General features: G+C 48.6%; 11 protein-coding genes. 9 read left to right on the top strand and 2 right to left on the bottom strand.

All coding sequences use genetic code 11. From position 1 onward, the window contains the following. The first annotated feature begins 343 nt into the window (after positions 1–343). Together QUA47_RS28285 and QUA47_RS28280 are read left to right on the top strand one after the other, a co-directional pair. A complete protein-coding gene (locus QUA47_RS28285; protein WP_333433219.1) occupies positions 344–1,018 on the top strand; it encodes a 5-formyltetrahydrofolate cyclo-ligase in 675 nt (224 codons plus the stop codon). A 102-nt stretch (positions 1,019–1,120) separates the two neighbouring features. Next, complete coding sequence (locus tag QUA47_RS28280; RefSeq protein WP_333290062.1) at positions 1,121–1,897, top strand: fumarylacetoacetate hydrolase family protein; 777 nt, start codon at positions 1,121–1,123, stop codon at positions 1,895–1,897. A 129-nt stretch (positions 1,898–2,026) separates the two neighbouring features. Here the strand turns inward: QUA47_RS28280 and QUA47_RS28275 are convergent, their stop codons facing one another. Continuing rightward, complete coding sequence (locus QUA47_RS28275; protein WP_190663120.1) at positions 2,027–2,500, bottom strand: Tic20 family protein; 474 nt, start codon at positions 2,498–2,500, stop codon at positions 2,027–2,029. A gap of 142 nt (positions 2,501–2,642) precedes the next feature. Next, positions 2,643–2,840, bottom strand: coding sequence for a hypothetical protein (locus QUA47_RS28270; RefSeq protein WP_006631916.1), 198 nt, complete (start codon positions 2,838–2,840; stop codon positions 2,643–2,645). A gap of 168 nt (positions 2,841–3,008) precedes the next feature. Between QUA47_RS28270 and glyA the strand changes: the two genes are divergently transcribed. The 7 genes from glyA to QUA47_RS28235 all read left to right on the top strand — a co-directional run bounded on the left by glyA (position 3,009) and on the right by QUA47_RS28235 (position 12,467). Further along, positions 3,009–4,292 carry a serine hydroxymethyltransferase gene (gene glyA, locus QUA47_RS28265; protein ID WP_190663119.1) on the top strand — a complete coding sequence of 428 codons (1,284 nt, stop codon included), beginning with the start codon at positions 3,009–3,011 and terminating at the stop codon, positions 4,290–4,292. A gap of 454 nt (positions 4,293–4,746) precedes the next feature. Then, entirely contained in the window at positions 4,747–5,802 is a 1,056-nt protein-coding gene (locus QUA47_RS28260; protein ID WP_190663118.1) for an MraY family glycosyltransferase, read from the top strand. Between the two features lie 138 nt (positions 5,803–5,940). Next, on the top strand, positions 5,941–7,197 hold the full coding sequence (locus tag QUA47_RS28255; protein WP_333433218.1) for a competence/damage-inducible protein A: 1,257 nt from the start codon (positions 5,941–5,943) through the stop codon (positions 7,195–7,197). 299 nt (positions 7,198–7,496) lie between these two features. Next, positions 7,497–7,634, top strand: a complete 138-nt coding sequence (locus tag QUA47_RS28250; RefSeq protein ID WP_190663116.1) for a hypothetical protein — start codon at positions 7,497–7,499, stop codon at positions 7,632–7,634. A 105-nt stretch (positions 7,635–7,739) separates the two neighbouring features. Beyond that, entirely contained in the window at positions 7,740–8,180 is a 441-nt protein-coding gene (gene aroQ / locus QUA47_RS28245; protein WP_138920973.1) for a type II 3-dehydroquinate dehydratase, read from the top strand. Between the two features lie 167 nt (positions 8,181–8,347). After that, entirely contained in the window at positions 8,348–9,493 is a 1,146-nt protein-coding gene (locus tag QUA47_RS28240) for an ADP-ribosylglycohydrolase family protein (RefSeq protein ID WP_333433217.1), read from the top strand. 418 nt (positions 9,494–9,911) lie between these two features. Next, positions 9,912–12,467, top strand: coding sequence for an HDIG domain-containing metalloprotein (locus QUA47_RS28235; protein ID WP_333433216.1), 2,556 nt, complete (start codon positions 9,912–9,914; stop codon positions 12,465–12,467). Positions 12,468–12,698 lie beyond the last annotated feature (231 nt).

Raw genomic sequence — 12,698 nt, 5'->3', positions numbered from 1 at the left:
TGTCATATCACCAATGGCAAACACTTCTCTCTAATAGTAGCTTAAATTTACTCCATCCTTTCCTTCAGGGCACTACCAAATAGAAGAACAGGAGAATGAAACGCTATTCTGCGTTTGTCCTGTGGTGAGACAATATGTAATATCAAATCCAGTTTGTTGATACTTTCCGACAGTCCGGCAGGGGTTTAAACCCCTGCCTCAAAGCTAAACTCGGTTAAAACCGACTACAGAATGTGATGAAAATGCAATTAATTGTAGTCCTCTTTTAGAGGACTTTCGCTGTGAGACAGGGGTTGAAAACCCCTGTCGGAGTGGAAGTCAAACGAGAGATTCGATCGAAAATATGAATACTGCTGAACCTTCATTAACTAAAACAGAATTAAGAAAATCCCTCCTCCACACCCGCAAATCCCTATCAGCACAAGAATGGAGACAAAAGAGCGATCGCCTCTGCAACCGCCTTCAAAACTCGCCCCTATTCACCCAAGCAAAAACAATCCTCGCCTACTTCAGTTGTCGCCAAGAACCAGATTTAAGTCCCCTATTTACATCTTCTGTGGAGGAGGCATCTTGGCTGCTCAATTTTGGAGACAGGCAAGATGCCTGTCCCACAAATGCCATTCCCACCCCTAAAAAATGGGGATTTCCCCGCTGTGTCGGCAAAGAGCTATCTTGGCACATCTGGCAGCCCGGAGATGTTTTACATACTGGAGCTTATGGCATACTAGAACCCCTGCCGGATGCTCCTAAAATAGACCACTCAGAAGTAGATTTAATGCTCGTACCCTCAGTAGGCTGCGATGTTCGCGGCTATCGCTTGGGCTACGGCGGCGGCTATTACGACAGAATGCTCAGTTTAGCTGAGTGGGAATCAAAAGTTACGATCGGCATTATCTTTGAATTTGCCTTGATCGCCCAACTACCAGTTGACTCTTGGGATAAACCGCTGCACGGAATTTGCACGGAAAGCGATTGGACAATCGTACAGCAAAAATCAAGAAGGTCGATCGAGCAATAAATTTTCAGAAATTATCCCTAGATCCATGTTTATATATATTCTATTTAGGACTTGCACAAGTCTTTTTGAATCTAGAATCTAAAACCTAAAATCTAAAATACTATGGCCCAGCGCTACGTTCGAGTAAAAACAACACAAGGACACATCCATTACGGTTTACTGCAACTCAGCCACAGCGTTCAAGTATTTGATGCACCGCCCTGGTTAAAAGGACAACCAACCGATTTGGAACTTTCACCAGATACTTACCAAATTCTCGCCCCGTGCTCTCCCTCAAAAATTGTAGCCGTAGGCAAAAATTATGTCGATCACGCCGCCGAGATGGGAACCCCAGTACCTGCTGAGCCCCTGCTGTTTTTCAAGCCTCCGAGTGCTGTCATCCCTGCAGGTGCAGCGATTCGCTATCCGCAGCAGTCGGAAAGGGTAGACTACGAGGGAGAATTGGCCCTGGTAATTGGCGAATATTGTACCAACTGCACTCCCGAACAAGCACACAGCAAAATTTGGGGATATACTATCGCCAACGACGTAACAGCCAGAGATTTGCAAAAGCGGGACAACCAGTGGGCGAGGGCCAAAGGGTTCGATACTTTTTGTCCCTTGGGGCCTTGGATTGTCCGCGAACTGAGTCCTGCTGCACAATTGCAGACTTTTGTCAATGAGAGCGAGCGACCGGTACAGTCATCCCAGATCGATCGCATGGTATTTTCCCCAGACTTTCTCGTCTCCTACATCAGTCAAGTAATGACCCTAATTCCAGGCGATGTGATACTGACTGGAACTCCGCAAGGAGTAGGGCCGCTACAAATAGGCGATCGAGTCCGCATCGAAATTGAAGGCATCGGCAGTCTTGAAAATACAGTAGTTATTGGTTATTAGTTATTAGTTATTGGGCATTGGGCATTGGGCATTGGGCATTGGGCATTAGAACCAACAAATAATAACCAACTAACAACTGCCAACTCCCAACTGTCAACTGCCAACTGCCAACTGCCAACAGTCAACTAACTAACGTACCTGCATATAAACAGCATCCGAAAGCGGAGGAATCTCTGCATAGCGTCCCAAGAGCGACTGCACGACTGCATAGACAAATGCAGCAAAAGCGCCCAAAAACACCATGTTATAAAGAGTCTCCGCAATAAATGCCACTTGGACGCCGTTAGAAAAAATCGGCAAAACCAGACCGCACAGCATCAAAACAATGTCTAAAAGAATCGCCTGCATCGCATTAAAACGAATGAAGTGACTGATGTTTTCGTTTCTAACTACTCCTAAATACAGGGCAAAGAAGATAATCAAGCTAGCAAAGGGCAAACTATAAATTTGCATCAATGGAGCTAGCGGTATCAACAACAGTTGCAGGACAGGAAACTGTTGAAACAGAAACCTGCCAAAGGCAAGCCCGTCAACCAACGGGAGCAAATAAGGCAAAGAAGCAAAAATCCGGTCTCGAACAGTTGTAGACCCGCGCCAAGTCATAATGAACTCTCCTGAGTCGATCGATTAACTATTAATTCCATTAAACTCAGGATAACGCAGCAGCAGGGTTTGTGTTTCGACTCTGCCGGAACTTGCTTTTCACTCAGCAGGGAGCAGCCTCAACTACCAACGGCAGGCTTTCTTATTTAATATTGGCAATGACGAAGCCCATTTGACACTCGTACCGATCGGGCAAATTTTCCGTAGGTTTAGCAACTGGATGTCCGCAGCGAAGCTCTCCACCGCTCCAGCGCGGTTGGCCAGTGCGATCGGCCAGCAAACAACTTTGGCAAACACACTGAGGGGCAAGCATCTGATTTTCCATTAAAATGACTAACATTTGATACCTCCGGCAGGCTTCACACCAGTAATTTCATTGTACGTCAGGAGTTGGGGACAAACCGCTTAACCTGAACACAACGTAATATTTATGTCAATGGTGCGAAATCCGTAGTACGGTATAAGATCCCCAATTCCCAATCCCAAAACTGTCAAGAGGTTGATTATTGTGACGGACACTAACTTAGAATTCCTTTCCAAAACCGATCCGCTGATTGCCGATTTAATCGGGCAAGAGCTCCAGCGGCAGCGAGACCACCTAGAACTCATCGCCAGCGAAAACTTTACCTCCGCAGCCGTAATGGCAGCTCAAGGCTCAGTGCTGACCAATAAATACGCCGAAGGACTGCCAGCGAAACGGTACTACGGCGGCTGCGAATTTATCGACGGCATCGAGCAAATCGCGATCGATCGCGCCAAACAGCTCTTTGGAGCCGCTCACGCCAACGTCCAGCCCCACTCCGGCGCTCAAGCCAACTTTGCAGTATTTTTGAGCTTGCTGGAACCCGGAGACGGAATTATGGGCATGGATTTGTCCCACGGCGGACACTTGACCCACGGTTCGCCGGTCAACGTATCCGGCAAATGGTTCAAAGCTTTTCACTACGGCGTCAGCCAAGAAACAGAACAGCTCGACTATGACGAAATTTTGGCACTTGCCAAAGAAAACCGACCGAAATTGCTAATTTGTGGCTATTCAGCATATTCGCGAATTATCGACTTTGAGAAGTTTAGAGCGATCGCCGACGAAATTGGAGCCTACCTGCTCGCCGACATCGCCCACATCGCCGGGTTAGTCGCCACAGGGCATCACCCCAACCCCCTCCCCCACTGTCACGCAGTCACCACCACCACTCACAAAACCCTGCGCGGCCCCCGTGGTGGCTTGATTATGACTAATGACCCGGAATTAGGTAAAAAGTTTGACAAAGCTGTGTTCCCCGGCACTCAAGGTGGCCCCTTAGAACACGTCATTGCGGGCAAAGCAGTAGCTTTCGGCGAAGCCTTAAAGCCTGAATTTAAAACTTATTCCGGTCAAGTAATTGAAAATGCGCGCGCTTTAGCGGAACAGTTGCAGCAACGGGGTTTAAAACTCGTTTCCGGCGGCACGGACAATCACTTAATGCTAGTTGATTTGCGATCGGTAAACATGACAGGCAAGCGAGCGGACCAATTAGTCAGCGGTGTGAATATTACTGCTAATAAAAATACCGTGCCTTTCGATCCGGCATCGCCCTTTGTCACCAGCGGTTTGAGACTCGGTTCGCCGGCGATGACCACCAGGGGAATGGGAACAGCAGAATTTACCGAGATTGGCAATATTATTGCCGATCGCCTGCTAAATCCAGATGATGAAAGCGTCGCCGCCGACTGCCTGCGTCGAGTAGCAGCACTGTGCGATCGCTTCCCCTTATATCCCCACTTGTACTTGAAAGTGCCGGCATTAGCTTAATTTTCCTGATCGGCAATGGGGAATTGGTAGTTGGAAGTGTACGGGTAAAAGGGTAAAAGAGCAGGAAAAGATTGAGAGTTGTCGGTAGCGATATTGACAAGCGGTTTTCACCAAAAATATCGATCGCCAATACGGTTTTTAGTAAAGATATTTGTCGGGCGGGGCTGGTTTGACTAACGGTATTTGTCGGTTGTGAAAGATACCGCTCAACTGAGCCCGCTCGCCAAATATCGACTTTTTTGCTCGCGAAAGACTCGATATTTCAAATCGTTAATTCGAGAGTTATGAATGAAAAACCTGACAATTCGCCCCTGGGCAACTGCCCTTGCGGCAAATCTCCGACTCCCAAACCCCCAGTCGCTCTTCAAGATGTTTCCTTGTTACAAGCCATCTGAAATGTAGTAGACTCTGCCTGACAGACTAATTGCCCCGCACTATTTAAAATTGATTTCAGATGCCGTACCAGTATCTGTACCACATACTCGCTTTTCTGGTTTCTGCGATCATCGTCCTCTGGAGTACGCCAATAGTCAAAAAAATTGGTCTCAAAAGCGGGCGAGTCGATCGGCCAGGCGAGCGAAAAGTCCACAAGCGCCCGATGGTGCGCTTGGGAGGAGTTTCGATCTTTCTCGGCACTATCACTGCCCTCTTATTTGTCTGGCTCTCAGGAGGCTTCATCGATGCTAACGGACAAGTTCTCAATCCCAAAGACGAATACGAAATTTGGGGAGTCACCCTCGGTGGCATCGGATTCTTCCTCATCGGTTTAGCAGACGACCTATTTTCGCTCTCGGCATTAAAACGCTTGCTCATGCAAATTGGCGTATCCAGCATCGTTTGGATGGCAGGCGTACAAATTGAGTTTCTCACAGTTCCCTCCCTGGGATTGACTAACATTGGCTGGCTGAGTTTGCCAATTACCGTGATTTGGCTTGTAGGCATGGCGAATGCCATCAACTGGATTGACGGTTTGGACGGTTTAGCTGCCGGAGTTTCAGGGATTGCAGCAGTTGTAATGCTGATTGTCAGTCTGGCGATGCACCAACCGGCGGCGGCCCTGATTGCAGCGGCTTTAGCTGGCGGGGCCTTGGGATTTCTGCGCTACAACTTCAATCCGGCTCAAATCTTTATGGGAGATGGCGGGGCTTATTTTATCGGGTTTACTCTCGCTGGAGTGGGAGTAATTGGGTTAGTTAAAACTACGGCTGTTACTTCTGTGTTGCTGCCATATTTAATTTTAGCTGTACCGATTTTAGATATGTCGGCGGTGATTCTCGATCGACTTCGCAACGGCAAGTCACCGTTTATTGCTGACAAGCGCCACCTCCACCACCGACTTCTAGAAGCCGGACTATCCCATCGATTTGCGGTTTTATTTATTTACTCGCTGACACTGTGGGTAGGAAGTTTAGCCCTAGCTTTTTCGCTTCCCAGCGGCGTAATTTACGCTATGGGTGCAACAAGTTTGCTGGGATATGCTAGCTGGAAAGTTTGGAGACACGCTAGGTGAAGGAAGAAGGAAGAAGGAAGAAGGAAGAAGGAAGAAGGAATAAAAATAATTCCCAATGCCCAATGCCCAATTCCCCATGCCCAATTACCAATGCCCAATTCCCCAATCTAAAATCCAAAATCTAAAATCTAAAATTGAATGGTTGCTGAAATTATTTGTGTTGGCACTGAATTGCTGTTAGGCGATATTCTTAATAGCAATGCCCAGTTTTTAGCCAAAGAATTAGCGAGTCTGGGAATCCCTCACTACTATCAAACAGTGGTGGGGGACAATCCAGAACGTATCAAACAAGTGTTAGAAATCGCCGTCAGCCGATCGCAGCTTTTGCTCTTCACCGGAGGCCTGGGCCCCACACCAGACGATCTGACAGTCGAAACAATCGCCGATTTTTTTGGGGTTCCTCTCATCGAAAAGCCGGAAATTATCGCCGATATAGAATACAAATTTGCCCAGCGGGGACGCACCATGAGTCCCAGCAATCGCAAACAAGCTTTAATTCCAGAAAGTGCGGACATTCTGCCGAACCGCACCGGTTCGGCACCGGGGATTATTTGGCAGCCGGTTTCTAACGTGACAGTAATGACATTTCCCGGCGTACCGGCGGAAATGCACTTGATGTGGCAAGAAACCGCCGTTCCTTACCTGAAAAATGGCGGCTGGTGCAGCGCCACTATTTACAGCCGCACATTGAAATTTTGGGGGATTGCTGAGTCGGCATTGGCGGAAAAAGTAGATAGTTTTCTGAATTTAACTAATCCTACTGTGGCTCCCTACGCCAATCACGGCGAAGTCAAACTGCGGATTTCGGCCCGCGCGGAGTCCTCCGTGGCTGCGAAAAACTTGATTGAGCCGATCGAACAACAATTGCTGCAGATTACTGGCCTAGACTGTTACGGTGCCGATACCGATACCCTCGCCTCGACTGTCGGTAATTTGCTGCTGTTGGCTGGCGAAACTCTTAGCGTGGCTGAATCCTGCACGGGAGGAGGGTTGGGAGCGATGCTGACTGGTGTTGCCGGGAGTTCGAGGTACTTTTTGGGCGGGATTATTTCTTACGACAATCGGGTTAAGGAAGGATTATTAGGTGTTAATCCGCAAGATTTAGCGGAATTTGGGGCAGTCAGCCACCAAGTGGCAAAACAAATGGCTGCAGGAGTGCGATCTCGCCTCAACACCAGTTGGGGATTGAGCATTACAGGCATCGCCGGGCCCGGAGGCGGCACAGACGCTAAACCTGTCGGACTGGTTTATGTCGGTTTAGCGGGCCCCCAGGGCGACGCAGAAAGTTTTGAATACCGCTTTGGCGATGCCAGAGGCCGCGATTGGATTCGGAATCTGAGTAGCTGTACGGCGCTCGATCGGCTCCGCCGTAAATTATTGTTGGCAAAAGCGTAGAAAAAATCCTACGGTTGGTCAATTGTCAACAGTCAACCGTAAGCTTAAGCTTTATTTAACACTCTCTACTCCGAGATAGTTCGGCAATATTCCGCTGGCCTATTGATTATCTGTAAAGATTCGTTATGATAATAAGATAGGACTGATTGGCCAATATACTGACTCTCTCCATTGCTCAAAATAACCAGCAAGTGAGAAAGCAAGTTTGACCTTTGGTTTCAAAGTCGTGCTTGCTTATTTTCAGATATTTAGCCGTCGGTTTAGCAATCTAGACTATAAAAAAAGGAGCTATCCGTTCAATGGAAGACATTGAAAAGGTGCTGGAAGAAATTAAAGAATGGGTTCGCAAGCTGATAGAAGGACTGCTGAGTCCCGAACCTGAACCGGAACTCGAGCCGATTCGTATTCCTGTCAACCAACCGAGAAATCGCAGGTAGTCGGGACTGAATTAGAAGTTTGAGGTTTGAGGTTTGAGGTGGCAGACTGGTTATAAATCCCATGTCAAAACTCTCATAGTTTTTGTTGCGCTGGAAATTTTAAAATTGTTAAATATCCTGGTACTTCACGGCCCTAATCTGAATCTATTGGGTCAGCGAGAACCTGGAGTTTATGGTTCTGCGACTTTAAATGATATCAACAAGTTGTTAGAACGAGAAGCGCAAGCCCTCCAGGTGCAAGTCTCAATTCAGCAGTCGAATCATGAAGGGGTCTTGGTGGATGCAATTCACTCGATGTTAGGGCAGCACCAAGGCTTATTGATTAATGCTGGAGCTTATACTCATACGAGTGTGGCAATTAGAGACGCGATCGCCGCGGTGAATATCCCTGCGGTAGAAGTTCATCTGAGCAATATTTACCGGCGGGAAGCTTTTCGCCACCACTCGTTTATCGCAGCAGTGGCGATCGGGCAAATCAGCGGTTTTGGCTCAGAAAGTTATCGGCTGGGGTTGCAAGCTCTAGTTAGTTACTTGATTAAAAATTAAAAATTTACCGATTGTAGCGATCGGATGAGGGCAGGTTTTAGATAGAAAACCAGCCCTTATATGTTTGGGTTGAATTAAAATTAATCACAATAGTTAGGCAAAGAAGCAAACCAGGAAGAATTCTAAATTACCGATTACCAATTACTAACAACTTGAGTTAAATTCAAATGCGGCATTCCCTGTTGAGCAAGTTTCAAGGAACCATCCTGGGGGCAGTTTTAGGAGACTCTATAGGCCTGCAATACCAGAGGCAACTCGTGGGTATTCCCCCCCAAACAGAAGACTTGCAGCCGATTTTACAACTGACGAAACACCAACAATTGACCGTAAGTAGGGCAACATTGGCGTTGAATTCTGTCAATAGTAAAATCCCAAGTGGCAAAGACTCATCCGAATCCGGGAGACTTGCGGTAGCGTGTGCTCAAAGTTTAATTCGGTGTAGGGGTTTAGATTTAAAAGATTGGCGCGATACTTGGGAAGCATTTGCCAAGTCGGAAATCTACCATCCCCGCAACAGTGAGTTTCAAACCCTGCTTAACCCTGGTGAAGCTGCCGTTGCTGCGCTGCCATCCGCGATGTTTTTTCACGAAAATAAAGCCAAGCTGCGAGAAAAAATCATGCTGGCGATAGAGGTTTGGCACACAGAAAACCCGCCAGAATGGGAAACAGCAATTTTAGCAGTAGCATATACGATCGCCCGAGCTCTCAAAGAAAGACTTGACCCGGCGACAGCGATCGAGCAAACACTTGCTTACCTGAAAACAGATAATGCCTTAACAGAGCTGCTGCTGCAAGTGCAAATACTACTAGAAAAGGGAGCCGATTTAGAAACAGCCACCACTCACCTGTGCAAAAGCGCCACAGCTTTGCGAGAAAGACAGGACGAAGGCGAGAAAAAATTACAAACCGAGTCAATTAACCCAGGAAATTTCATTCCCATTACCTTAGCTTTCTACTGCTTCTTAAACACCCCAGAAGACTTGCGCTTGTCAGTGGTGCGGGCGGCCCGCTGTGGCATAGCTGGACAACTCACCTGCGCTTTGACAGGAGCTTTGTCGGGAGCCTATAACGGCGTTGCTGCGATTCCTGTAGAATGGCGACAGGTATCTTCGGCTGACGTTAAATCCCAGCAGCTAGCCGACGGCCGAGAAACTTCGCTCTGGGGAAGTGGCAGCGATGCAAAAATTGTAGAGTTAGCAAATAACCTGTTTGCTGTTTGGGCGGGAGTTTACAGGCCCGATGCCGGACTGGATTCCGCAGCGCTAGCCCGAGCGGTGGCTGCACCTTATGTCATTAGACCTCGTAAAATATAAAGTTTGGAGCTTTTAACGGTAAGGGGAAACCAGAAATTAGCAATTAGCCATTAACAAGTCAAAAGCGAAAGTGGAAGGAGAGCGACAATTAAAGATTAAAAAGTGAAAAATTAAATCGGACGCGCCTGCCCCAACAAGCCAGGTTTAAACGAGAATATGGGGTTGGGAAACGAAGAATCTACGGAGAAACGGGGTTTTTAGCCCTCGCGCGCAAGTTCTGTTCAAGATGGACAAGGGAAGCAAAGAAGCTGCTTGGGTTGTTGGCCACCGTTAGGAAAGCCAACTGCTGGCGATAGTCAGGCAAAGTAGCCTGGAGGGTTGAATATTCAGCCAGGGTAGTTCGGATAAAATCAATCAAGATGCATAGTCAGAAATTCTGACAAAGCTGCTGGATAACAGTGATATATCTTCGACACAAATGAATACGCTCTCCTCATTGATGCGACAGATTGAGCAGCTAGGGGCTGCGCGCTCACTACGCCAACACATTGCTAAAGTGCAAAATGGCTGCAGCAAAGCAGATACCTCACGCGCTGGCGGGCCTCTCCTGAGCCGTTTGTCGCACCAGAAATGGCTTCTTCCCGAGACTTTTACTACTAGATTTACAAGTAAAACCTCCAAATCAAGCCTCAAAAATCAAGCTCGTTCCCCTATGTTGGCGCTCGTAGCGGTAGTTTCCCTAAGCAGCACTCTGGGCCACCGCTTCTACAACCAGCCAAAACTGGATGTGGGGACGAAAGCTCCTCAGACGATTAAGGCTCCTGCTAGTGCTAGCATCCCCGATTACAAAACTACTGAAGAACAGCGGAAAGCAGCGCGGATCGGAGCTGTAGCGATATTAATGCTCGATCCAGCAGTTGACGGACAAATTTATCGAGAATTACAACAATTTTTGCAGCAGGGAAGCGAGCTGCGGGAAGCGGTAGGCCCGTTTCCGTTTGCGAGTCCCTCGGTGCTCTCAAATACGGCTCAGGTTTACTTGCGAGGCTGTCCGGAGTGGGAGTGGCGATCTATTGTGGCGCAAGCCGGTGACAAAAGTGCAACTTCCGAGCGATTGAGTTTAGATTCCCCCGCAATTGCTGCGGCAACAGATAACAAGTCTCAGCAAGATGCTATCGCTCAACTGCAAGCTTACAGCCGATCGGTCCGGGCAGCAGAGTTTCAAAGCCTCACAGACAGTATTTCCTCTGCTCGCCGCCGCTATCTCAAAGCTGTGGAGGCGCTGGGAGAACCATCGGTTTTGGGGCTCCCACAGATTTACGATACTTCGCTGTTTGATTTGTCGGATGCAGCTTGGCAGAAAACCCAAACCGGTATGAGTCGGGCGGCAAAAAGGATGGTGGCTCAAGGTATCCCGCAGGGGTTGCCAAAGGAGATTTTGAAAGAAGCTGTGAAGTTGCAAGTGGCTGAGGAAGTGCCGTTAGAGTCCCAAGCTTTGGCGGTTGAGGGTTTAACAGCCATTTTGCAGCCAAATCTGGTGAGAGATCCGGAGGAAACCAAAGAGTTAGCTGAATTAGCGGCGCAAAAGGTGAAACCGGTGATGATCGCAGTCGATCGGGGCGAGATAATTGTTGCACAAGGACAAGAGATCTCGCAGCAGGATTTCGTTTTGCTGGACTATTTTGGTTTAAGCCGGCGGGGGGTGAATTGGCTGGGGCTGACGGGTTTTGTTTGTTTAGTCGCGGGGGCAATTGCGATCGTACTGCTGGTGGAAAGGCACTACCGCTTGCGCCGCAGAGATCATTTGCTATTGCTGCTGCTGACTTTGAGCGCCCCAGTGCTGGTGAGTTTGGGCCTGCCTTGGACGAGTTTGCCCGCGATCGGGATTTTAGCGGGCGGCTTCTACGGTTCGGCGGTAGGAGTGACTGTGGTGGGGCTGCTGTCGGTGCTGCTGCCCGTTGGCTTAAATGTGGAGTTGATTCATTTAGTCGCTAGCGGGGCGGGGGGATTGCTGGGCGCTTTTATGGCCGGGCGGCTGCGATCGCGCGAGGAATTGGCTCTTTTGGGCTTGGCTCTTGGGTTGACTCAGGGCACGGTTTATCTGGTGGGGACTTTGATTGCCAGCGCCGCTGTCGGTGCGATTTGGTACGTCGTGCTCGGTACTGTGGGCGCCCAAAGTTTGGCCGGTTTGGCTTGGAGCGTTGTGGCGATCGGCATCAGCCCTTATTTGGAACACGTTTTTGACTTGATTACGCCGACTCGGCTGGCGGAACTTGCCAATCCCAACCGCCCGCTGTTGAAAAAATTGGCTGCCGAGGCTCCGGGGACTTTTCAGCACACGCTGTTTGTGGCGAGTTTGGCGGAGGCTGCGGCTCGGGAACTCGGCTGCAATGTTGAGCTGGTCAGAGCTGGGACATTATACCACGATATTGGAAAAATGCACGACCCGCTCGGATTTTGTGAAAATCAAATGGGCGGGGGTAACAAACACGATGAAATTAATGACCCTTGGGCGAGCGCGGAGATTATTAAAAAGCACGTTAGCGAGGGCTTGGTGATGGCGCGGAAGCATCGATTGCCGAAGGCAATTCAGGCGTTTATTCCCGAGCACCAAGGTACAATGTTAATTGCTTATTTCTACCACCAAGCGCAGCAAATTGCTGCAAAAGAAATAGAAGATTTAAAGATTGCTTTGCCAGATGCGAATAATTCAAAGTTAGCAATCGCAAGTCGCCAAGTGAGGGAGGAGGATTTTCGCTACGATGGGCCGATTCCGCAGTCGCGGGAAACGGGGATTCTGATGCTGGCGGATTCTTGCGAGGCTGCTTTGCGATCGCTCAAGGATGCTACTCATGAAGAGGCTTTGAATATGGTTAATCGGATTTTGAGGGCTCGCTGGCAGGATAATCAGTTGATGGATTCGGGTTTAACGCGGGAGGATATGTCTCTAATTGCGGAGATTTTTGTGCGGGTTTGGGAACAGTTCAATCACAAGCGGATTGCTTACCCTAGTGCTGTTTTTACTCCTAGGTAGGAGGAAATTTTTAGTTAGGGAAATAGGAGGGCATTTCAGTTGTGGATTAGATTTTATCGCGATGTGTCCCGCAAAGCGCCATGCACTTGAGTGTTGCCGCTGACAATTACCACAGTTTGCTTGATTCCTGTGATTAGCCAATGTCTGTCTGTTTGCTGGGGGGGTAACAACCAGCCTGAAACCCAGAGGTGGTGAGGATTGAGCCAATGTGTGGTAAAAAAAGATAGGCAG

Origin of the sequence: Microcoleus sp. MON2_D5 (genome assembly GCF_036701905.1) — a bacterium.
In the GTDB taxonomy this organism is placed as follows: domain Bacteria; phylum Cyanobacteriota; class Cyanobacteriia; order Cyanobacteriales; family Microcoleaceae; genus Microcoleus.
This window is presented reverse-complemented; position numbering and strand designations above follow the sequence as displayed.

Coding starts and splice junctions, on each gene's coding strand:
- QUA47_RS28285 (WP_333433219.1), top strand. CDS start 344: ATGAATACTGCTGAACCTTCATTAACTAAAACAGAATTAAGAAAATCC.
- QUA47_RS28280 (WP_333290062.1), top strand. CDS start 1,121: ATGGCCCAGCGCTACGTTCGAGTAAAAACAACACAAGGACACATCCAT.
- QUA47_RS28275 (WP_190663120.1), bottom strand. CDS start 2,500: ATGACTTGGCGCGGGTCTACAACTGTTCGAGACCGGATTTTTGCTTCT.
- QUA47_RS28270 (WP_006631916.1), bottom strand. CDS start 2,840: ATGTTAGTCATTTTAATGGAAAATCAGATGCTTGCCCCTCAGTGTGTT.
- QUA47_RS28260 (WP_190663118.1), top strand. CDS start 4,747: ATGCCGTACCAGTATCTGTACCACATACTCGCTTTTCTGGTTTCTGCG.
- QUA47_RS28255 (WP_333433218.1), top strand. CDS start 5,941: ATGGTTGCTGAAATTATTTGTGTTGGCACTGAATTGCTGTTAGGCGAT.
- QUA47_RS28250 (WP_190663116.1), top strand. CDS start 7,497: ATGGAAGACATTGAAAAGGTGCTGGAAGAAATTAAAGAATGGGTTCGC.
- QUA47_RS28240 (WP_333433217.1), top strand. CDS start 8,348: ATGCGGCATTCCCTGTTGAGCAAGTTTCAAGGAACCATCCTGGGGGCA.
- QUA47_RS28235 (WP_333433216.1), top strand. CDS start 9,912: ATGAATACGCTCTCCTCATTGATGCGACAGATTGAGCAGCTAGGGGCT.